This window comes from Actinomyces oris (genome assembly GCF_006546825.1).
GTDB lineage: Bacteria > Actinomycetota > Actinomycetes > Actinomycetales > Actinomycetaceae > Actinomyces > Actinomyces oris.
Genome location: NZ_VICC01000005.1, coordinates 207,573 through 229,400, shown reverse-complemented (window position 1 = coordinate 229,400; position 21,828 = coordinate 207,573). Strand labels below are relative to the sequence as shown.

Sequence of the window (21,828 nt, the reverse complement as noted above, 5' to 3'; positions counted from 1 at the left end):
ACCTCGCCAGCGGCCTCGGGCGGGCATACTTGCCACCATGACCGACGCCTCAGTCCGACCGGCCGACTCCAGCCCCTCCGTCTCCTCCGAGGAGCACACCACCGAGCTCCTGGTCCCGGTTCACGACGGCATGACGACGCCCTGGGCGCTGGCCGAGCGCGTGCGCCGCAGTCCCGACGGCGGGCTCATCGCCCGCAAGTCCCCCTTAGGGCGGCGCTGGCGGGAGATGAGCGCCAGCGCCTTCCGCACCCAGGTGCGTGAGGTGGCCGCGGGTCTGGTGGCCCGCGGGCTTCAGCCCGGAGACGCCGTCGGCATCATGTCGCACACGTCGTATGAGTGGACGCTGGTGGACTTCGCCGCCTGGGAGGCGGGCCTCGTCGTGGTCCCCGTCTATGAGACCTCCTCGGCCGAGCAGGCCCAGTGGATCCTTACCGACGCCGGCGTGAAGCTCATCGTCGTGGAGAACGAGGCCATGGCCGCCATGGTCGGCGCGCTGACCTCCACCGTGCCCGAGCTCGAGAGCCTGCAGGTGCTGTGCATCGAGCGCGAGGACGTCCTGGGGCTCATCAAGGCCGGTCGAGGCGTGGATGCCGGCGAGCTCGACCGGCGCAGCGCGGCCCTGACCTCACAGTCCCTGGCCACCATCGTCTACACCTCCGGGACGACCGGCCGCCCCAAGGGCGTCGAGCTCAGCCACGGCAACCTCGTGCACCTATGCGTCAACGTCTGCCCGCACGTGCCCGAGGTCCTGGGCGGGGCCGAGGTCCGTTTCCTGCTGTTCCTGCCCCTGGCCCACGTGCTCGGCCGGTTCGTGGAGATCGCGGTCGTCTGCTCGCGCGCGGGCGTACTGGGGCACGTGCCCGACGTGCGTAATCTCCTCAACGACCTGGGCTCCTTCCGGCCCACCGCGGTCCTGGCCGTCCCCCGGGTGTTCGAGAAGATCTATAACGCCGCCGATGCCAAGGCGACCGGCGCCAAGCAGAAGGTCTTCCGCCTGGCGGCCAAGACCGCGATTGCGTACTCCCGGGCCCTGGACACCCCGCAGGGCCCGTCACGCCGGCTCAAGGCTCAGCGCGCCGCCTTCGACAAGCTCGTCTTCTCCACCCTGCGCTCCGTGCTGGGCGGGCAGGTCACGCACGTGGTCTCCGGAGGCGGGCCTTTGGGCGAGCGCCTGGGGCACTTCTACCGCGGCGCCGGAGTCACCGTCCTGGAGGGCTACGGCCTGACCGAGACCATGGGCCCGTGCAGCGTCAACCTGCCCCAGGTCACCCGGATCGGGACTGTGGGCACCCCGCTGCCCGGCTGCTCGCTCCGCCTGGACGACGACGGGGAGATCCTGGTCCGGGGCATCGGCACCTTCACGGGCTACCACAACAACCCCGAGGCCACGGCCGAGGCCTTCACCGATGACGGCTGGCTGCGCACCGGGGACATCGGCTCCTTCGAAGGTACCGAGGGCTTCCTGCGGATCACGGGGCGCAAGAAAGAGCTCATCGTCACCGCCGGTGGGAAGAACGTCGCCCCGGCCCCTCTGGAGGACCGCCTGCGGGGTCACCCGCTGGTCAGCCAGGTACTCGTCGTCGGGGAGAACCGTCCCTGCATCGGTGCGCTACTCACCCTGGATGCGGAGATGCTGCCACTGTGGCTGTCCTCCCACGGCCTGGAGGAGATGACCGTCGTCGACGCCGCCCGGGACCCGCGGGTCCGCGCCGCCCTGGAGAAGGCGGTGGCCCGGGCCAACGAGGCGGTCTCACGGGCGGAGTCAATCCGCACCTTCGAGGTGCTGCCCACGGACTTCACCGTGGCCAACGGCTTGCTGACCCCCTCGCTCAAGGTACGCCGCGCCGAGGCGGAGAAGCGCTTCTCGGCCGAGATCGAGGCTCTCTACACGCGCACGCCGCTCATCCCCGGCACCACCGTCTCACCGTCGCAGGACTGAAGGCCGCCGTGAGAGCCCACCGGGCTCGGCCCGCCGGCTGCTCCGGGGCCATCCTTCTGGCTCGCCTCAACGGCTCGTGTCGCTGCGAGTCACCGAGAGCTCACCTGACCGGATACCTCCGGCGGTTCCTACAGTTCGGTCTGCTTGGCCCGCTCGGCCTCGTGGTCGTCGCGGATCTCCTCGTGGTGCTGGATGACCTCGGCGACGATGAAGGTGAAGAACTTCTCGGCGAAGATCGGGTCCAGGCCGGACTCCACGGCCAGGGACCGCAGACGCGCCACCTGCTGCCGCTCGCGCCCGGGGTCGGCCGGCGGCAGGTCCAGTTGGGCCTTGAGCAGGCCCACTTGCTGAGTGCAGCGGAAGCGCTCAGCCAGGAGATGGACGAGGGCGGCGTCGAGATTGTCGATGGTGGCCCGATAGACGGCCAGCTGAGGGGGGACGCCGCCCTGTTCCTCGCTCATGCGGTCCGGCTCCGCTCCCCCATCTTGTTCGTCGAGCGCAGCGTTCCCGAACCGGACTGGTAGCTGGGCTTGCCGGTACCCCTGACGGCATCGGCGTCGACGACGACGCGCCCGACCTCAGGCAGGGAGGGAACCTCGAACATGGCCTGTCCCAGGACCTCCTCGACGATGGAGGTCAGTCCCCGGGCACCGGTCTTGCGCTCCAGAGCGAGGGAGGCCACCGCCTCGATAGCGGCATCAGTCAGCTCGAGTTCGACGCCGTCGAGACTGAAGAGGTACTGGTACTGAGAGACCAGAGCGTTCTTGGGCTCGGTCATGACGCGCACGAGCTCACGCACCCCCAGGTCCTGAACCGTGGCGATGACGGGCAGGCGGCCGATGAACTCGGGGATGAGGCCGAACTTGTGAAGGTCCTCGGGGCGCACCGGTGAGGTGAAGACGTCCTGCGATCCTGTGCTGCCGGTCAGCTGCGCCCCGAAGCCCACCATCTGGGCCCCGGACTCCTTGCGCTGACGCTGGCGCACGATCTCCTCGATACCGGCGAAGGCGCCTGCGGCAATGAAGAGAATATTGGTGGTATCGATCTCCAGGAACTCCTGGTGCGGGTGCTTGCGCCCGCCGCCGGGCGGCACGGAGGCCGTCGTCCCCTCAATGATCTTGAGCAGGGCCTGCTGGACGCCCTCACCCGAGACGTCGCGGGTGATCGACGGGTTCTCCGCCTTGCGACCGATCTTGTCGATCTCGTCGATGTAGATGATGCCCTTCTCAGCGCGCTTGACGTCGCCGTCGGCGGCCTGGATGAGCTTGAGGAGGATGTTCTCCACGTCCTCGCCGACATACCCCGCCTCTGTCAGAGCCGTGGCATCGACGATGGCGAAGGGGACGTCGAGGAGGCGGGCCAGGGTTCGGGCCAGGTGAGTCTTACCGGTTCCGGTGGGCCCCAGCAGGAGGATGTTGGACTTGCCCAGCTCCAGGCCGTCCCCCTCGGCCACGGAGCGCTCCTTGACCTGGACGCGCTTGTAGTGGTTGTAGACCGCCACGCTCATGGCGCGCTTGGCGGCCTCCTGACCGATGACGTACTGGTTGAGGAAGTCGAAGATCTCCTGGGGCTTGGGCAGCTCGAGAGGAACTCCGGCGCCTGAGTCGCTCAGCTCCTCGTCGACGATCTCATTGCACAGCTCGATGCACTCGTCGCAGATGTAGACACCGGGCCCGGCGATGAGCTTCTTGACCTGCTTCTGGCTCTTGCCGCAGAAGGAGCACTTGAGCAGATCCACACTCTCAGCGTTACGTGCCACAGTTTCCTCCAGGTTCGTCATCGGCCCCCGCGCCCGGGCGGCCCTGCGTCAGCCTACGGGCTCAGACGGCAGGTGCGCCGAGTGCATGGCGGCGTGTCCAGTCCGCAATATGCCACGTTGGGCGCCATGCTGCCAGGGTTTGCTGGACTTATTTCCACCGGCTGCGTGTGTGGCGCTCCCACCGGTCATGGGAGGGAGCGCCACACACGGCCTCAGCACGGCACTGAAGGCCCGGCCTGCATCCCGGCACTCCTCAGGAGGAGTGCGGAGAGGCCGGGGCCTTGCGGGACGTGAGCACCTGGTCCACGATCCCGTACTCCTTGGCGGCGGCAGCCGTGAGAATCTTGTCGCGCTCGAGGTCGGCGTGGATCTTCTCGCGGTCCCGTCCGGTGTGCGCGGCCAGAGTATCCTCCAACCAGGAGCGCATGCGGTCAATCTCATTGGCGACGATCTCGATGTCGCTGGCCTGGCCCTGCATCCCCTCCATGGCGGGCTGGTGGATGAGGACGCGCGCGTTGGGCAGGGCCAGACGCTTGCCCTCGCTGCCGGCGGCTAGGAGCACGGCGGCGGCGGAGGCCGCCTGCCCCAGGCAGACGGTCTGCACCTGCGGCTTGATGTACTGCATGGTGTCGTAGATGGCCGTCAGCGCCGTGAAGGATCCGCCGGGACTGTTGATGTACATGGTGATGAGACCGTCTGGGTCCTGGGACTCCAGGACCAGGAGCTGGGCCATGATGTCGTCGGCGGAGGCGTCGTCGACCTGGACACCCATGAAGACGATGCGGTCCTCGAAGAGCTTGGCGTAGGGGTCCTGACGCTTGAAGCCGTAGGCGGTCCGCTCCTCGAACTGGGGCAGCACGTAACGGGCCTGCGGCATGGCACCGGCTTGGCGGGCGATGGCCTCGAAGTAGGGACGGGTCGAGGACATGTCAGTTGTCTCCGTTCTGCTTGCCGATCTCCCGGCTGGAGCGCACGATGTGGTCGACGAATCCGTACTCCAGGGCCTCCTGGGCCGAGAACCAGTGGTCACGGTCGGAGTCGGCGATGATCTCCTCCACCGTGTGCCCGGTGTTGGCTGCGGTGATCTCCGCGAGCTCCTGCTTCATCTTGATGATGAGGTCGGCGTTGATGCGGATGTCGGTGGCCGAACCCCCGGCACCACCGGAGGGCTGGTGCATGAGCACGCGGGCGTGGGGGGTGAGGTAGCGCTTGCCCTTGGCGCCGGCCGACAGCAGGTGCTGCCCCATGGAGGCGGCCAGTCCCGTGGCCACGGTGGCGACGTCGGGCTGGACGTACTGCATGGTGTCGTAGATGGCCATGCCGGCGGTCACCGAGCCGCCGGGGCTGTTGATGTAGAGGTAGATGTCCCGCTCGGGATCCTCGGCGGCCAGCAGCAGCATCTGGGCGCAGATGGCGTTGGCGTTGTCGTCACGCACCTCGGAGCCGAGCCAGATGATGCGCTCCTTGAGGAGGCGGTTGTAGATGGAGTCGGTCAACCCCAGACCCGCGCCTGCGGCGTCGGCTGCCTGGGGAGGGGCGACCGCAGCGGGTGTGTAGAGCTCGCTCACGTCAGTCCTCTCATGGTCGGTGTCACCAACGCTAACGCGACCCCCTCGGCCACCATGCCCGCCGTCGCACCCTTTTCGCCCACGGCGCAGGTGTGGCGACCACGGGGCGTATATCCTCGAGCCTCCTCGCGATCACGACACCATCCCCGACGGTCAGCACCTCAGCAGATCGCGCCCCTCAGTCTTGTCACCAGTACTGTCTGCCATAGCAGCATCATCCGACGCCCGGCACACCGTCACCTCGGGACGCGCTCGGCCCAGCCCTCACAGCCCCACAACCCTCGCAGTCCTGTCCACCCAACACCGTAGGAGAACACATGTCCCCCTCATCCAGCACCCCCTCCACCGAGTCCCTGTTCCGACTCGGCCTCAACGCCGCCCTGCCCATCTCCGAGGAGGCGACCACCTCACGAGTCGTCGTCAACAACGAGATTCTGCGCACCGTCGTCTTCACCTTCGACGCCGGTCAGGTCCTCACCGAGCACTCCTCCCCCAGGGCGGTGATCGTCACGCTCCTGGAGGGCGAGATGGACTTCTCCATCGGCGAGCGCACCGAGCGGATGGGCGCCGGGGACGTCATCTACCTGGCACCCGGTGACCGTCACGCGCTGACGGCCGTGACGCCGTGCCGCATGCAGCTGGTGATGGTCGACGTCGACAAGGCCGCAGCAGCGAACGAGAAGTAGCCCAGGAGCGGGCAACCGCCTACCGATCGGGAGCCGTCCGACTGACGGCCACCACCGCGCGGGATGGGGGCGAGGTGCCGAGCCTTCGCCCCCATCCCGTTTCCTTGTGAGTTCCACTAAGTCGAGCACCTCATCCAGCCGCAGTACAGACGCTGGACGACCAGGCACCACCTGACGTATCGCGCCCGGTGTCGCGGATCACTCGCACACACAGGCGCGAGACGACGGTAGGCCAACTCACCCTTCCTTGTAGGAAAACTAAACCTTCCATCGGATAGGTTGTAGGCGCCCGAGATCTTGACGTGACCCGCTTCCCACACCGTGGCATCGGTGAGGGCGGCGTGGCACCATCGAATTTATCCGACCGATAGCACTGGAGTGTCCGCCTGCCTGACGACACCAAAGCCCTTCGGCCCAGGTTTCACTCCGACGTCAGTCAGCCACATTCTTTCACGATTCAATAACCCCGTCCCTGCTCGAACAACACGTCTTTTCCGCTTGCAGCACCACCCAGTAAGGGGCTACTCGTGTTCAGCACGTTCGCACAATTCCATGCATCAGAGAGGACCACTGCATGATCGTCATTACCCTGCTGGTGGGAATCCTGTTCTGGATCGGAATTGACATCTGGGCCGGCATCACCTCGAAGTGGTATAAAGCCGTGGAGCTGAATCCGAACATCACCTCGGACGACTTCAGCGTCCTGGTACCGATCTACGGCAACGTCAAGTACTTGCAGAACGCGGATTATCTGCGCCCTTATGGAGATCGAGTAGTCCTGTGCACCACATCTGGTGAGTCCGAGGAGTTCTACCGCGACCTTGAGGACATCGCCATTCGCTACGGGTTCAGAATCTTCCGCAGCAACTACGTCCCACGGAAGGTAGGCCGCAAGCGGAGCACCTCGGGAATCACCCGGGACACGGTTGTCCGCGACGCACTGCTGGCCGCCCCCCTCAACTCCTACATCGTCTGCCTTGACGCCGATACTACGGCGCAGGAGCCTCTGACCCACATCATCGGCGCCCTGGTGGCCAATAAGGCCGACTTCGCCTCGGTCACCATCGTGCCTCAGAAGAAGGGGCCCTTCATCGTCCAGATGCAGCGCCACGAGTACGTGGTCTCGATGCGCGCACGCAGAATCATGCCGTGGCTGCTCAGCGGCGCCCTTCACATCGGCAAGACCGACGTCATGCGCCAGATCATGGCCCGCCACTCACTGTTCTTCCAGGGCAATGACATCGAGTCCGGGATTATCGGAGACGCACTGGGATACAAGGCCGTTCACATTCTTGCCCACGTCAACACCAACGCGCCCGACACCCTGTACTCCTGGTGGCGCCAGCGAATCGCCTGGAGCGGCGGTTCCTTCAGGCTTTTCATCATCAACTTCAGATTCGTCTTCCAGCACCCCTTCCTGTGGCTGTACAGCGGCATCGTGGTCATCAGCATGTTCGTGCTCAGATGGATAGCCGTTGTCAATCCCGGATGGACACTTCTGCTGGCACTGTTCATCTACTACGCCGCTATCGTGTGGCTTCACTGGGACCACGGCAACAAGTGGCTGATCTTCCAGCCCTTCTACTGCCTCTTCGTCAGTCTCATCGTGGTTCCCATCGGGGTCGCCTACTATTTCAAGATGGCGATTCCTGAACGCAATTTCGGAGTCATTCGCCCCAAGCGCAAGGACCTCGTCACAGCGGGCTGATCCTCATCCGGGACGCATCCCGGTCAACGCGGGAGAGATCATCCCGACAACACTCCCCCGCACGGCAACGGGCCCACCTTCCAGAAGAAGGTGGGCCCGTCTGTTCAGCTTGGGGGCCGTCCCGCATGAGCGGGGAACGCGCCTCAGCTCATACGCGCCTTGAACGCCGCCGTGGGCTCACTCGGCGTCCTCACCCTCAGCGGCAACGGCTGCGGCCTGAGCTGCCGCGGCGGCGTCGTCCTCGTCGGAGCCGATGAAGGCGGACAGGTCCACGGTCTCGCCCTTGGAGTCAACCACAGCTGCCTGGCGCAGCGCCATGGCCAGAGACTTGTTGCGAGCGACCTCGGAGACGAAGGCGGGAATCTGCCCGGCCTGCTGAGCACCCTGGAGGAACTGGGCGGGCTCCATGCCGTACTGCTGGGCGGTCTGGAAGAGGAACTCCAGCAGCTCGTCCTGCGCCACACCGACCTTGAGGTCCTCAGCCAGGACATCGAGGATGATCTGGTCGCGCACACCGTTGACGATGTCCTCGCGGATCTCCTTGGCGTGCTCCTCGTCGCCGTCCTTGCCCTCGGCCCGCAGGTGCTGGGCGACCTCGGCCTCGACAACGGCCTCGGGGACGTCGAAGGCGACCTCGCTGCGCAGGTGCTCGAGGAGGGCGTCACGGGCGGCGACCGCCTGCTCACCGGTCTTGCGCTCGGTGACCTGCTTGACGAGGTCCTCGCGCAGCTCCTCGACGGTGTCGAACTCGGAGGCGAGCTGGGCGAACTCGTCGTCGACCTTGGGCAGCTCACGCTGCTTGACGGCAGTGGCGGTCACCGTGACCTCGGCCTGCTCACCGGCGTGCTCCCCGCCGGCCAGCTCGGTGGTGAAGGTGGCGGACTCGTCGGTCTTCAGGCCGCGCAGGGCGGTGTCCAGGCCCTTGAGCATGTTGCCCTTGCCGATCTCGTAGGAGACGCCCGAGATGGAGTCGACCTCCTCGCCGTCGATGACGGCCTTGAGGTCAATGGTGACGAAGTCACCGGTCTTGGCCTTGCGGCCCACGGACTTCAGGGAGCCGAAGCGGGCACGCAGGTTGTCCAGCTCGGTGTCGACGTCCTCATCGGTGACCTCGACGGCGTCCACGGTCAGCTTGGCCTTGCTCAGGTCCGGCAGCTCGATGACGGGGCGAACAGTGACCTCGGCGGTGAAGGCCAGCTGGCCGCCGTTCTCGCCAGTGGCGTTGGGCAGCTCGACGACGTCGACCTCGGGCTGGAGCATGGGGACCCGCTCGGCCTCGGTGATGGCGTCCCGGTAGAAGTCGGAAAGCTTGTTGTTGACGGCCTCCTGGATGACGGTCCCACGGCCGACGCGCTGGTCGATGACCCGGTTGGGGACGTGACCGCGACGGAAGCCGGGGACCTGGATCTGGGAGCCGATCTCCTTGTAGGCGGCATCCAGGCTGGGCTTGAGCTCCTCATAGGGGACCTCAACGGTCAGCTTGATGCGACTGGGGTCAAGATTCTCGACAGTGGTCTTCACGGGGGTTGCTCCCAAGGTCTGAGTTCTGCGGTAACACCGACGCGCTCGGAGGCGCTCGGTGGACGCGCGTCTGTGGCGTCAATCCGTGCCATCTTAGGGCAAACGGACAGTGGGATCGACGCTGGGTCCGCACCTGGCGCATGAGTCTGGACACAGGAGGTGGCGCCGGGCTCGGTCGTCCTGGCCGCGGGCCGCATCGGCATATTCACAGGCCACGCATCCGCCTCGACGCGCACCTGAATGCGGTCTGCGCACAGGCCGTCCGACCACGGGACGAGGAGTCGGGCTGGCGGGATTTGAACCCGCGGCCCCCTGCTCCCAAAGCAGGTGCGCTACCAAACTGCGCCACAGCCCGTGACGTGACGAAAGGAGCCGCCGAGGAGCGGCCCCTTTCGGCTCACAGAGCGGGTGACGGGAATCGAACCCGCGCAATCTGCTTGGAAGGCAGAGGCTCTACCATTGAGCTACACCCGCATGGATGAAGGGTTTCACCCCTCCACCAGCAGCCTCACTGCTCGATGAGGCCCTCCTTGTATGCCCGCGCCAGACGGCGAGGGACGGAGATCTCGCGGCCCTGGACGCGGATGGTGTTGAGCTCGGTGAGCTTGGCCTTCCACTGTGAGCGGCGGTTGCGGGTGTTGCTGCGGGACATCTTCCGCTTCGGCACTGCCATGGGCCCGCTCCTCTCTCGTGAACCTTGGGGATCGGATGACCCCTCGAAACTGGACCGAGGGACACCATAACGACATCGCCGGGACCGCTTCCAGTCCAGGAGCGCCTCAAGGCGTGTGACATCGGTCCCGCGCCCGCCCCGTGCGAGGATCCTGCCATGGCCCCGCACGCCCCTCGCACACCATCGCACCAGCAGTCTCAGGAGCAGCCATCCCCCGGGCTCATCACCCTGGCCCGCGGCGAGCAGCCCGAGATCGACCTGGAGATCAAGAAGTCCCACTTCCTGGCACGCGCCTGCCGCACGGACTCCATGGACGAGGCCCGGAGCTTCATTGCGGACGTGCGCTCCACCTACCCCGACGCGCGCCACCACTGCTCGGCGCTGACACTCACCGATCTCTCCGACGGACACGCCCTGGCCGCCACTGCCCCACCCACCGAGCGCTCCAACGACGACGGCGAGCCCTCCGGCACGGCCGGACAGCCCATGCTCGACGTCCTGAGGGGAACGGGACTGGCCAACACGACCGTCGTCGTCACCCGGTACTTCGGCGGAACACTCCTAGGAACCGGCGGACTGGTGCGCGCCTACTCCGAGGCGACCGCTCAGGCGCTGCAGGCGGCTGCACGAGTCACCCTGACCCGACTTCATCTGTGGGACCTGCGGGTTCCGGTGGCCCAGGCCGGCAGGATCGAGGCGGAGCTGCGCTCCCGCAATCCCGCCACGGCATCGGGGCCGACGGCGGAGGGCGGGACGGCCGCCTCGGCCCCGACCATTCACGTCGAGGAGACGATCTGGGGACCGACCCACGCGGTCCTCGTGCTGGCCACGTCCTGTGCCGATCCCGAGCTCCTGCACGCCCCGCTGGCGGCCCTGACCCGCGGCGAGGGGGCAGCAGAACCGGCCGGCAGCCGACTGGTGGAGGTCCCCGTGCCCCCGGCCTGAAGCCCAGGGCCGAGCTCCCCCGCTCCCCCGGATACGCTCACCCGACACCCGCGGGCTCGCATCGTGCTCGCGACCACGATGCGAGCAGATGCCGGACGGATGTGGCAATCACCATCGGAGGCGGGGTAGGGTTCAACCAACAGCCGGGGCACCACGCCTCGGATGAGCAGTTCACGCCCGGGTAGGCGAGCCAGTCGCCCTGAGGAACTAAGGAGGACCCATGATGGTGAAGACCGTCATGCGCACCATGTCCTCGCCCTCCATGCCCATTGCGCCCGCGTGCTGCTGCTGCCGGTGTCGGTAGAGCGCCAGGCCACGACATCTGTGCGCGTACCGCTGCGCGCATGCCCGGCGCTCCCGGAGCAGGCGGCCATCCCTGCTGTTCGAGCCACTCCTCATGACGTGGCCCCCTGACGGACGCGGACCGTCCCACTTCTTTTCTCTTACGAGTCCTCGCGGGCCCGACGTCGCCTCATCACGCGGCACCGCCGGTCGCCATCACCACAGGGCTCACCCAACCCACACTCGAAGGACATCACTATGACGTACGCACCCGACGCAACCGCTCTGGTCGGCAACACTCCCCTGGTCCGCATCAACCGCGTCACCGACGGCGCCCCCGCCACCGTCCTGGCCAAGGTGGAGGCCTTCGAGCCGGCCGCCTCGGTCAAGGACCGCATCGCCCTGTCCATCGTGCGCGCCGCGGAGGCCTCCGGTGACCTCAAGCCCGGTGGCACCATCGTGGAGGCGACCTCCGGGAACACCGGCGTCGGCCTGGCCATGGTGGGAGCGGCCCTGGGGTACAAGGTCATCATCACCATGCCCGAGACCATGTCCAAGGAGCGCCGGGCCATCATGCGCGCCTTCGGTGCGGAGCTGGTGCTGACCACCGAGGGAGGCGTGGCCGGCGCGGTCAAACGGGCCGAGGAGATCCAGGCCGCCACCCCCAACTCGATCCTCGCCTCCCAGTTCGCCAACCCGGCCAACCCCAAGATCCACCGCGAGACCACGGCTCGGGAGATCCTGGAGCAGACCGGGGGCGACATCGACGTCTTCGTGGCCGGCATCGGCACCGGGGGCACACTGACCGGAGTGGGCCAGGTTCTGCGCCAGGAGAAGCCCGGGGTGAAGATCTACGGCGTCGAGCCCTCTGAGTCCCCGCTGCTGAGCGAGGGACAGGCCGCTCCCCACAAGATCCAGGGCCTGGGCCCCAACGTGGTTCCCGAGATCCTTGACCAGGGCATCTGGGACGAACTGCTCCACATCGAGTCCGACGTCGCCATCACTTACGCTCGCCGGGCCGCTGCGGAGGAGGGTCTCCTGGTGGGCATCTCCTCGGGCGCCGCTCTGGCCGCCGCCAGCGAGCTGGCCAGGCGCCCTGAGTTCGAGGGCAAGACCATCGTCACCGTCCTGCCGGACACCGGTGAGCGCTACCTGTCCACGCCCTTGTTCAAGGACTTCCTCGACTGACTCCCCCGACGGCGGCGAACCTGGGAACAGGTGAGCCGCCGTCGGTGTTGTCACCGGCGCAGCGGGCAAGGTGAAGGCTCACCAGCCGACCTGAGCCGCACCGTCACCCATCACAGGAGCACACCATGCACAACTCCCAGCGGTCCCTCCTGGACCTGGCCCGCGAGGACCTGGCCACGGCTCGCAAGCGCGACCCCGCCGCCCGCTCCAGCGTGGAGGTGGCCCTCCTCTACCCGGGTGTCCACGCCCTGTGGGCGCACCGGGCGGCTCACAAGCTGTGGCACAAGGGGTACCGATTCGCGGCGCGCGCCCTATCTCAAGCGGCCCGCAACTTCACCGGTATCGAGATCCACCCGGCCGCGAAGATCGGTGAGCGCTTCTTCATTGACCATGGCATGGGCGTGGTCATCGGTGAGACCGCGGAGGTCGGCAACGACGTCCTGCTCTTCCACGGAGTGACTCTGGGCGGGGTGTCGATGAATCCGGGCAAGCGCCACCCCACCATCGGCAACAACGTGCAGATCGGCGCGGGCGCCAAGGTCCTGGGACCGGTCACCGTCGAGGACGGGGCCAAGGTGGGGGCCAACGCGGTCCTGGTGAAGAACCTCCCGCAGGGTCATGTCGCCGTGGGTGTGCCCAGCCGGGCCCGCGACCCCCGCACCGACCCCGAGCTCATGATGGACCCGACCATCTACATCTGAGCCGCCTCACAGCATCCCAGCGGGCACCCGGGGGCCGCCTCACGCCCGTCCCTCGCGTGCTCCTCAAGCACCCGGCTGTGCCCTGGTGCGCCCGGTGGGCGCACCAGGGCACAGCTGTCAGCGGGCGATCACTCCAGCGGCCAGGTCTCGCAGGCGCTTGAAGACCCGACCCCCGGAGGCGCGTGAGCCGTCGTGCTCGTACTCGCTGGTGATCCAGGTGCGCAGGCCGGGGATGAGCGCGGCCGTCTCCAGGGATGTGGTCATCGGCACGAACACGTCGCGGGCGTAGACGGCAGCCGCCCCGGGAGTCGTCGTGGCCTTGAGGCGGGCCGGGTCGTAGAGCGCCGGCCACTCCTGCGCGGCCAGGAGGTCGGCCACCTCCAGCCAGGGGCGCAGACCGGCGTCCTCGACGAAGGCCTCACGGCGCACGTGCTCGCCTGTCAGCAGGGTGGGATCGTCGTCGAAGACCGCGGGGCGCACCCGCTGCGCGGCCCAGTCGGTGGTGCCGGCGTCGGCCCAGCAGGACTCGTGGATGACGGCGTAGAGCGGGAACCTGCCGCCGAAGGGCAGGCACTGCCCCAGGTCGTAGCGGAAGGCCCAGGAGTCGGGGTCGCGCTCCAGGAGGTAGTGGATCGTGTCCGCTCCCCCGGCCCCGCCCAGCAGGGCACCGAGCGAGCGCAGGCGCTCGGGTCCTACGAAATCCCCTCCCGCCGTCCTCAGCTCACCCCGACCGGCCTTCTCAACCAGGGACGCCATGCGGTCGCGGTCCTGGGGGAAGCGGGTGTAGTACTCCTCGCTCTTGAGGCGCATCGCCTCGTAGCTGAGGGCGTAGACCTCGTCAATGCTGTGCCCGACGGCGGGCAGGCCGCCGGTGATGTAGACCTTCTCCAGGCTCTGGGCGTGCTCGGAGAGGTACCGGGTGACGCAGAACCCTCCGAAGGACTGGCCCAGCAGGCTCCAGCGCTCCAGGCCCAGAGCGCGGCGCAGGTCCTCGCAGTCCTCGACGATCTCATCGGCGCGCAGGTGAGTGAGCAGCCGGGCGGTGTCTGCTGGGGTGCCGGCGGCATCGGGCCGGTCCACCGGGCTGGAGGCTCCGGTGCCGCGCTGGTCGACGAGGATGAGTCGGTGGTGCTCGAGGATCGCACCGATCCAGCCGAGCCCGGAGTCGGCACTGGGACGGGGTGCCTCGCAGCCCGGCCCGCCCTGAAGGAAGACCAGTGGCGGCCGGGAGACCGGGTCGATGCCCACGGCTGAGATCTCACGGGCGTAGACGGTGATGGACTCCGTCCCGTCGGGGGCTGAGTCCCCCTGCCCGCTGCGGTCCAGGGGAACGGTCAGGTGGTGGTCGCGGGTCAGCAGGCCGGCGGTCGAGGAGGACCAGCTCGAGGAGTGCAGGGCGGGCGAGGCGTTCGACATGCCGCCACCTTAGTGGGCCCCGGAGGGTCTCCAGCCGGTTTCAGTGGGCCTGACAGGTCGGGCACCAGAAGAGCCGGCGGGAGGCGACCTCCCGCTCCGCCACCGGGGTCCCGCAGCGCAGGCAGGGACGGCCGGTGCGGTGGTACACGTACCACCGGCCGGCCTCGGGGTCGTCAGGTGGCAGGGGGGCGGGGACGTCGTCGAGGTCGACGGTGGTGATGAAGCCGGTGGCCACCCCGTACTCCATGAGAGGACGCAGGTCCTCCCAGATGGCCCGCAGCCGCTCCTGGCTGATGCGGTTGCCCGCTCGGAAGGGCGAGACCCCGACCCGGAAGAGCGTCTCGGCCCGGTAGATGTTGCCGGCTCCGGAGATGACGGACTGGTCCATGAGCAGCTCCCCGATGCTCTTGCGCCGCGAGCGCGCCTTGGCCACGAAGGACTCCACGTCGCCGTCAGCGCGCAGCGGGTCCGGGCCGAGGCGACGGCGGACAGCGGCCACACCCTCGGCGTCCAGCAGCTCGCAGGCCGCCGGTCCGGTCAGGTCGGCCACCCCGTGCTCGCCGAGCAGCCGCAGCCGCACCGCGCCACGCGGCTCGGGAGGCTCCCACTCCTCGGGGGCGGGCCCGTGTGTGGCTGTGCCCTGCCCCTCGGCTTCGAGGCTCCCGCCGTTCAGCCCGGTCAGGGCCGACCCTCCCCCACCTTTGAGGGCGTGCTCGCCACGCTCACCGACGCGGCGACGCGGCGCCCCGATGGCGTGGGGCGCTGTGAAGTCACGGTCGCCGTCGAAGGTCCATGCCCCGTAGAGGCCCAGGTGGATCCGCAGCCAGGTGACGGAGGCGTCGTCGAGGGACATGTCGGCGCGGGGGCCGAAAGGCAGGAAGAGGTGCTTGCCGTGGGCCTGGCTGCCCAGGAGGACCTGACCGTCAAGACGGCTCGCCCCGTCGGCGAAGCGCCCCTGCGGCGAGCGCACGCGCAGGCTCTGACCGCCGTAGAGCTCGTCAAGGGCGGCGGCGAGCCGGTGGATGGTGTGCCCCTCCGGCATGCTCAGGCCCCGGCGGGGGCGCCGGTGGGATCAGCCGCTGGAGCGGGGGCGTCATGAACGCGGCTCTCGTAGTCGGTGAGCTGGGCGATGCGACGCACGTGGCGCTCATCGCCGCTGAAGGGCTCGGCGAGAAAAGCATCGATAATCGCCAGGCCCGCCCCCAGATCGTGCATGCGACCGCCCAGCGCGACGACGTTGGCGTTGTTGTGCTGGCGGGCGAGCCTGGCGGTCTCGATCGACCAGGCCAGCGCGGCACGCACCCCGTCCACCTTGTTGGCGGCGATCTGCTCCCCGTTGCCGCTGCCCCCGAGAACAATGCCCAGGCTCCCGGCGTCAGCCACGACGGCCTCCCCGCAGGCCAGGCAGAAGGCGGGGTAGTCGTCATCCGGGTCGTAGGAGTGGGCTCCATGGTCGATGACGGTGTGCCCCTGCTCCCTCAAGTGCGCGCTCACGGCGCTCTTGAGCTCATAACCGGCGTGGTCGGAGGCGATATGGATGCGCATGGGCAGAATTGTGCCTCACGCGAACAGCGCTTCGCACCATGAGGCAACGGGCGCCGTCGGGGCGCCTGAGAGCAGCGGAGCGGGTTAGCGTGTCCGCTATGACTGACGCCTGCGCGACCTCACCGACTCCCACCGGCCCTGCATCGGACTCACCGGCCCAGCACTCCCAGCCGGCGAGCAGCTCCCCCGCCGCCGACGCCATCCTCGCCGGCGTGCTGGAGACGGCGCACACCGACACCTCGGTGCGCCCCCAGGACGACCTGTTCCGTTTCGTCAACGGCCAGTGGCTCACGACCGCCGAGATCCCGGCGGACCGTCCCAGCAGCGGCGCCTTCACCACCTTGCGCGACGAGTCCGAGGCCGCCTGCCGCCAGATCGTCGAGGAGCTCGCCGAGCAGTTCTCCTCCGTGGCGCCCGAGGGGGCCGCGGAGGTCCTGTCCACCAACCGGGGCCGGGTCGGCGCCCTCTACCAGGCCTTCATGGACGAGGCCCATCTGGAGGAGCTCGGGGCCGAGCCGCTGGCTGAGGAGCTGGCACCGGTGCTGGGCGCCTCCTCCAAGGAGGAGCTGGCGCGAGCGCTGGGAGAGATGACTCCCGTCGGCTTCATGGGCGTGGTCGGCGCGGATGTCGAGGTGGACATCAATGACCCGGAGCGCTACACGAGCTGGGTGGGGCAGTCGGGACTGGGACTGCCGGACGAGTCCTACTACCGGGAGGAGGCTCAGGCCCCGCTGCGCCAGGCCTACGTGGAGCACGTGGCCAGGATGATGGCGCTGGCGGGTCTGACGGACTCCTTCGGCGCCTCGGGTGAGGACCTCGCCGAACGGGTCATGGCCGTGGAGACCGCCCTGGCCAAGGGCCACTGGGACCGCGTCACCTGCCGTGACGTGGAGAAGATGAACAACCCGATGTCCTGGCAGCAGATCGTGGACTCGGCCCCGGACCTGCCCTGGGACGAGTGGCGCGAGGGGATCCGTGCGGCCGCCCGGAGCGCCGGTATCGAGCAGACCGCCTTCCTCGAGGAGGCCATCGTCACCCAGCCCGACTACCTCCCCCACGCGGCAGGCGTCTGGCAGGAGACCGACCTGGAGGATCTCAAGGCCTGGGTGGCCTGGCACGTCGTTCACGGACGGGCCAGCCTGCTGTCGGGGGCCTTCGTGGAGGAGAGCTTCGACTTCTACGGCCGCACGCTCCAGGGGACCGACGAGCTGCGGCCCCGCTGGAAGCGCGGCGTCGGCCTGGTGGAGTCCTGCCTGGGTGAGGCACTGGGCGAGATCTACGTGGAGCGGCACTTCCCGCCGTCGCACAAGTCGGCGATGGAGGCCCTGGTGGGCCGGCTCATCGAGGCCTACCACCAGTCCATCTCCTCGCTGGAGTGGATGAGTCCAGCCACGCGGGAGCGGGCCCTGGAGAAGCTGGCGCTGTTCACCCCGAAGATCGGCTACCCGGTGCGCTGGCGCGACTACTCCGCCGTCGAGGTCGTCCCCGGGGACGTCCTGGCCTCGGTGCGCAGCGTGGAGCGGGCCGACATGGCCTACTCGCTGAACAAGCTGACCAAGCCGGTGGACCGCGACGAGTGGCACATGACCCCTCAGACGGTCAACGCCTACTACAACCCCACCATGAATGAGATCGTCTTCCCCGCGGCGATCCTTCAGCCTCCCTTCTTCGACCCGCAGGCCGACGACGCTGTGAACTACGCGGGGATCGGTGCTGTCATCGGTCACGAGATCGGCCACGGCTTCGATGACCAGGGCTCGACCTTCGACGGCACCGGAAAGGTCAGCGACTGGTGGACCCAGGAGGACCGGGAGGCCTTCACCGAGCGCACGAGCGCGCTCATCAGCCAGTACGACGCCTACACGCCCGAGGTCGTCGTCGCCAAGCACCGGGAGGCGGGCACGGCGCAGGAGGAGATCCCGCACGTCAACGGCGCTTTGACCATCGGGGAGAACATTGGTGACCTGGGTGGCCTGGGCATCGCCCTCAAGGCCTACTCCCTGGCCCTGGCCGACGCCGGCATCCCCTCAGTGGATGAGGCTCCTGTCATCGACGGGCTCACCGGCCTGCAGCGCTTCTTCTACTCCTGGGCACGGATCTGGCGCTCCAAGAGCCGTCCGGACTACGCCGAGCTCCTTCTGACCGTCGACCCGCACTCGCCGGCGGAGTTCCGTTGTAACGGAATCGTGCGCAATGTGGATGCCTTCTACAAGGCCTTCGCAGTGGATTCCGACGACGCCTTGTGGTTGTCACCAAACGAGCGGGTCTCTATTTGGTAAACGGCCCGGTCGCTCGGATTCAAGCCCCAGGACCCGAAACTCGTTGCCCTACTTAGAAGAATCCACAACTACTCCCGACTGAGGTCGATACCTCATTCACAAAAAAACGTAGAACCTCACCCTGAGGAACGCTAGGGTGGGGACAACGCGGTGACACCCCGACTCACCGGTTGCCACCTATCCCCCTATATCTAGGAGCACTCATGCGTCTTGGACGCCCCCTGGCCGCCGCGAGCGTGATGGCCGCCGCCATCGGCGCCTCCCTTGCCGCCTCCCCCGCCCTGGCCGGCGACTCCCTCGCCTTCAAGTTCGCCGAGGACCAGCAGGTCATCGTCAACCCCTCGGACACCGCCTTCCCGGTGTCGGGCACCGGCTGCACCGGCAAGGACGCGGCTGTCGGCATCGCCCTCCACACCTCGAAGGGCGAGATGTCCACCATCGTGAAGGCCACCCCCGACGCCGAGGGCAACTGGTCCACCACGCTGAACATCCCCGAGCTGGTCAAGTCCACTGGCGCTGAGGCCAAGACGGACGGCTCGGACGACGGCTGGTCCCTCGTGGCCGGTTGCGTCTCCTACGGCGAGGAGAAGGGTCAGGACCAGCAGGGCATCGCCTTCGACGACACCGACGTGGACGGCACCTACAAGATCACCACCGAGAACGGCGCTCAGAAGATCACGGTGGACGTCAAGGGCTTCTCCCCCAAGGAGAAGGTCACCCTCACCCTGGTCAGCAAGACCGACTCCTCCAAGACCTACCCCGTCGGCACGCTGACGGCTGACGACAACGGCAACGTCACGGGCGAGCTTCCCGCACCCTCGAACGTGGAGGACGGCGAGTACACGCTGACCATCGAGGGCGACCGCTACGGCGAGGGCGGCAGCAGCACCAAGACCGTCGTCGCCAAGGGCGGCTCCCTCGACCTCGTGGAGAACGGTGACAACGGCATCACCGGCAACGGTGGCGCCACCGCCAACCCGACCGCTCCCGCCAGCAACGGCAGCGTGAACGTCCCGGCCAGCACCGAGGCCACCCCGGCGGCCTCCTCCCCCACCTCGGGCAAGCCCCTGGCCCAGACCGGCGCCAACGGCCTGCTCTTCGGCGGCATTGCCGCGGCCCTCGTGGCCATCGGTGGCGGCGCCCTCGTCGTGCGTCGTCGTAAGGCCTGATCGCCTCCTCCCAGTCTGACTGGGAACACTTCCCGCCGGGGAGACAGCACTGCACGTGCTGTCTCCCCGGCGGTCTCGTTCCATCCCGTCACCGCCACACGGCACGCGCATCCACGCCTGACGGCACAGCACAGCCCCGAAGCGGACACTGAGACCATGGACACCACCTCCCACGACGAGCACAGCGCAGCCCCCTCGGAGGCCTCGGACGCCACCGGCGACCCCACCGCTACCTCCTCCCCCCTGCCGCAGCGACGCCGCCAGGGCCGGGGTGGCACAGGCATCAGGCGCTGGTCGAGGCGACGCAAGATCGTCGTCGGCCTGAGCGCTGCGGTCATGACGACCGCCCTGGCGCTGGGGGCGGATGTGGCTGTCCTGGTTCATCGCCCCGCACGTGTCGATATCACCATGCCCTCCACCTCCTCACCGACGGCCGGCGAGACCTGGTTGATCCTGGGAACCGACTCGCGCGCCACCGTGCCGGGAGACCAGAGCCGCTACGGAACCACTCAGGAGGTGGAAGGCTCCCGCGCCGACGTCATCGCCCTGGTACGCCCATCCCAGGACGGACTCACCGTCATCAACCTGCCCCGGGACCTGACCATCAACAGCAAGGGCATGGAGCTGGACCGCCTGGCCACCACCTACGTCCCGGGACCGCAGAACACGATCAACGCCCTGTGCACCGGCCTGGGAATCCCCACCACGCATCTGGTGACCATCGACATGGCTCAGTTCGCCACCATCATCGACTCCCTGGGAGGCGTTGAGGTGGACATCCCCGAGCCGGTTCGAGACGCCTACACCGGTCTGAACCTCACCTCCGCAGGCCACCACCGTCTCAGTGGGATCGACGCCCTGGCCCTTGTCCGCTCACGGCACCCGGAGATCCTGCGCGACGGCAGCTGGGTGGCCATGAGCCAGGCCGACGGCGCCCAACGCCGCAGCCAGTCCACGGCCACCGTCATGCAGGCCGTACTGTCCGCCATCGGGCAGAGCGCCAGTAACCCCATCTCGCTCCATCAGCTGGCGCACACCGTGGCCGGGAACATCACCCTGGACTCAGGTACCGGGCTCGCAGACCTGGTCTCACTGGGACGTAGCGCCTCCAAAGCCGGACGGGCCGGAACCACGACGGTCATCGATCTTCCGACGGGACCTCGGGATGAGTCGATCATCGTCTCCCCCAACCAGGAGTCGCGCGACCTGCTGGCCGGCTACGGGTACACGCCCAAAACCTGTCGGCCAGCGGGCGCCTAGTCACTCATCGGAGAGACCCCGAGGGTTTCCCGCCATATCAGCCTTTCGTCGCCCTTCTCACACGACCACCCCACATTTTCACGTGAGCGAGGACACTCCCACATGTGGCTGGTATCACCTCAGAGACCCACGCCCTCGCCCTATTCATCGTTACGGTAGATAACGAGTCGACGAAGAATCGGATCGCCGGCAACCATCGTTCCCCCGTCAGACCTAGGAGGACACATGCGTCTTGGACGCCCCTTGGCCGCAGCCAGCGCGGTGGCCGCAATGACCGGAGCCTCGCTCATTGCCTCCCCCGTTCTCGCCAACAGCTCCAACAGCAACAGCTCGAGCACCCCCAGCAGCACCGCCGAGGCCACCACGCCCCCCGGCAAACCTGCTCAGCCCAGCCCGGCTCCCAGCAAGACCGGCGAGGCCACTCCGGCCCCCGGCAAGACCGCCGCTGGCAGCAGCTTCAAGATCACTCAGGAGAAGACCTTCGCCTCCTCCAGCACCAACACGTCCTTCACCATCTCGGGAACCGGCTGCACCGGGAAGCAGGCCACCGTCGGCATCGCGCTGTACGCACCTGACGGCTCCGTTTCCGACGTCGTCAAGACCGAGGCGGCTGCGGACGGCAGCTGGACCTCCGACCTCGACCTGGCGGCGCTCATCAAGTCCATCGGCACAACCACCGCCACCACCACTGACGGGTGGACCATTGGCGCTGGCTGCATGACCTACGGTGACAAGACTGAGATGACCCAGGTCACCAAGCAGCAGCAGACGCAGATCTACTTCGACGACACGCGTATCTCCGGCTCCTACGAGGTCTCCGCCCGCACGGAGAGCCAGTCCCAGACCTTCACCTTCCACGCCCAGGGCTTCTACGCCAGCGAGAAGGTCACTGTCCTCCTCAGGAGCAAGAGCGACTCCAGCGTCAGCTACACCCTTGGTGAGCTGACGGTTGACGCCAACGGCAACCTCACGGGCAACCTGCCCGCTCCCACTGACGCCCCCGACGGGGAGTACGTCTTGGTGCTGACCGGCTCTCACCACAGCGAGACGGCCACCAGCCAGACCGTCACCACGGTCTCCCAGCACACCTTCACCATCGCGAGCTCCGAGCGCTCCACCACCGAGACCGAGACCTCCGAGCAGAGGGCCACCGAGAACAACGGCGGTGGCGACAAGACCACGGAGCAGA

18 protein-coding genes, 2 tRNA genes and 1 pseudogene are annotated in these 21,828 nt (G+C 67.8%); 10 read left to right on the top strand and 11 right to left on the bottom strand.

What is annotated here, in order from left to right; genetic code table 11:
• Positions 1 to 37: 37 nt before the first annotated feature.
• Positions 38 to 1,939 carry an AMP-dependent synthetase/ligase gene (locus FK267_RS07240; protein ID WP_141406778.1) on the top strand — a complete coding sequence of 634 codons (1,902 nt, stop codon included), beginning with the start codon at positions 38 to 40 and terminating at the stop codon, positions 1,937 to 1,939.
• Positions 1,940 to 2,067: 128 nt separating this feature from the next.
• On the opposite strand, the gene FK267_RS07235 is transcribed toward FK267_RS07240, so the two are convergent.
• The 4 genes from FK267_RS07235 to FK267_RS07220 all read right to left on the bottom strand — a co-directional run bounded on the left by FK267_RS07235 (position 2,068) and on the right by FK267_RS07220 (position 5,266).
• Positions 2,068 to 2,400 carry a chorismate mutase gene (locus FK267_RS07235; RefSeq protein WP_070513832.1) on the bottom strand — a complete coding sequence of 111 codons (333 nt, stop codon included), beginning with the start codon at positions 2,398 to 2,400 and terminating at the stop codon, positions 2,068 to 2,070.
• A complete protein-coding gene (clpX, locus tag FK267_RS07230) occupies positions 2,397 to 3,698 on the bottom strand; it encodes an ATP-dependent Clp protease ATP-binding subunit ClpX (RefSeq protein WP_003786598.1) in 1,302 nt (433 codons plus the stop codon). Before clpX ends, FK267_RS07235 begins: the two co-directional genes overlap by 4 nt.
• Before the next feature lie 253 nt (positions 3,699 to 3,951).
• Entirely contained in the window at positions 3,952 to 4,626 is a 675-nt protein-coding gene (locus FK267_RS07225) for an ATP-dependent Clp protease proteolytic subunit (protein ID WP_003786600.1), read from the bottom strand.
• Between the two features lies 1 nt (position 4,627).
• Entirely contained in the window at positions 4,628 to 5,266 is a 639-nt protein-coding gene (locus tag FK267_RS07220) for an ATP-dependent Clp protease proteolytic subunit (protein WP_003786603.1), read from the bottom strand.
• A 317-nt stretch (positions 5,267 to 5,583) separates the two neighbouring features.
• Here FK267_RS07220 and FK267_RS07215 point away from each other — a divergent pair, with 317 nt between their 5' ends.
• Positions 5,584 to 5,952, top strand: a complete 369-nt coding sequence (locus FK267_RS07215) for a cupin domain-containing protein (RefSeq protein WP_009747840.1) — start codon at positions 5,584 to 5,586, stop codon at positions 5,950 to 5,952.
• Between the two features lie 574 nt (positions 5,953 to 6,526).
• A complete protein-coding gene (locus FK267_RS07210) occupies positions 6,527 to 7,660 on the top strand; it encodes a glycosyltransferase family 2 protein (RefSeq protein WP_003786607.1) in 1,134 nt (377 codons plus the stop codon).
• A gap of 177 nt (positions 7,661 to 7,837) precedes the next feature.
• On the opposite strand, the gene tig is transcribed toward FK267_RS07210, so the two are convergent.
• The 4 genes from tig to rpmF all read right to left on the bottom strand — a co-directional run bounded on the left by tig (position 7,838) and on the right by rpmF (position 9,854).
• Entirely contained in the window at positions 7,838 to 9,181 is a 1,344-nt protein-coding gene (gene tig / locus FK267_RS07205) for a trigger factor (RefSeq protein ID WP_010613512.1), read from the bottom strand.
• A gap of 281 nt (positions 9,182 to 9,462) precedes the next feature.
• Positions 9,463 to 9,536, bottom strand: a tRNA-Pro gene (locus FK267_RS07200).
• 48 nt (positions 9,537 to 9,584) lie between these two features.
• A tRNA-Gly gene (locus FK267_RS07195) sits at positions 9,585 to 9,655 on the bottom strand.
• 34 nt (positions 9,656 to 9,689) lie between these two features.
• The gene (rpmF, locus tag FK267_RS07190; protein WP_003784449.1) at positions 9,690 to 9,854 is read right to left on the bottom strand and encodes a 50S ribosomal protein L32; all 165 of its coding nucleotides are present in this window, start codon (positions 9,852 to 9,854) and stop codon (positions 9,690 to 9,692) included.
• A gap of 156 nt (positions 9,855 to 10,010) precedes the next feature.
• Here rpmF and FK267_RS07185 point away from each other — a divergent pair, with 156 nt between their 5' ends.
• The 3 genes from FK267_RS07185 to epsC all read left to right on the top strand — a co-directional run bounded on the left by FK267_RS07185 (position 10,011) and on the right by epsC (position 12,970).
• Positions 10,011 to 10,799 (top strand): IMPACT family protein, encoded by a 789-nt coding sequence (locus FK267_RS07185; RefSeq protein ID WP_141406777.1) that lies wholly within the window; start codon positions 10,011 to 10,013, stop codon positions 10,797 to 10,799.
• 540 nt (positions 10,800 to 11,339) lie between these two features.
• Positions 11,340 to 12,269 (top strand): cysteine synthase A, encoded by a 930-nt coding sequence (gene cysK / locus FK267_RS07180; protein ID WP_101559676.1) that lies wholly within the window; start codon positions 11,340 to 11,342, stop codon positions 12,267 to 12,269.
• Between the two features lie 125 nt (positions 12,270 to 12,394).
• On the top strand, positions 12,395 to 12,970 hold the full coding sequence (epsC, locus tag FK267_RS07175) for a serine O-acetyltransferase EpsC (protein WP_141406776.1): 576 nt from the start codon (positions 12,395 to 12,397) through the stop codon (positions 12,968 to 12,970).
• Positions 12,971 to 13,087: 117 nt separating this feature from the next.
• On the opposite strand, the gene FK267_RS07170 is transcribed toward epsC, so the two are convergent.
• Genes FK267_RS07170 through FK267_RS07160 form a run of 3 tightly spaced genes read right to left on the bottom strand, consistent with a single transcriptional unit; the run spans position 13,088 to position 15,931 of the window.
• Positions 13,088 to 14,386, bottom strand: a complete 1,299-nt coding sequence (locus FK267_RS07170) for an alpha/beta fold hydrolase (protein WP_141406775.1) — start codon at positions 14,384 to 14,386, stop codon at positions 13,088 to 13,090.
• A gap of 40 nt (positions 14,387 to 14,426) precedes the next feature.
• Complete coding sequence (locus FK267_RS07165) at positions 14,427 to 15,428, bottom strand: Fpg/Nei family DNA glycosylase (RefSeq protein WP_141406774.1); 1,002 nt, start codon at positions 15,426 to 15,428, stop codon at positions 14,427 to 14,429.
• 2 nt (positions 15,429 to 15,430) lie between these two features.
• Positions 15,431 to 15,931, bottom strand: coding sequence for a ribose-5-phosphate isomerase (locus FK267_RS07160; protein ID WP_141406773.1), 501 nt, complete (start codon positions 15,929 to 15,931; stop codon positions 15,431 to 15,433).
• 98 nt (positions 15,932 to 16,029) lie between these two features.
• On the opposite strand from FK267_RS07160, the gene FK267_RS07155 reads away from it, so the two are divergent.
• The 4 genes and pseudogenes from FK267_RS07155 to FK267_RS13640 all read left to right on the top strand — a co-directional run.
• On the top strand, positions 16,030 to 18,210 hold the full coding sequence (locus tag FK267_RS07155; RefSeq protein WP_141406772.1) for a M13 family metallopeptidase: 2,181 nt from the start codon (positions 16,030 to 16,032) through the stop codon (positions 18,208 to 18,210).
• 203 nt (positions 18,211 to 18,413) lie between these two features.
• Entirely contained in the window at positions 18,414 to 19,379 is a 966-nt protein-coding gene (locus FK267_RS07150) for an LPXTG cell wall anchor domain-containing protein (RefSeq protein WP_141406771.1), read from the top strand.
• 156 nt (positions 19,380 to 19,535) lie between these two features.
• Complete coding sequence (locus FK267_RS07145) at positions 19,536 to 20,639, top strand: LCP family protein (protein WP_141406770.1); 1,104 nt, start codon at positions 19,536 to 19,538, stop codon at positions 20,637 to 20,639.
• Between the two features lie 225 nt (positions 20,640 to 20,864).
• Positions 20,865 to 21,828: pseudogene (locus tag FK267_RS13640) on the top strand (peptidase); the annotation flags it as partial.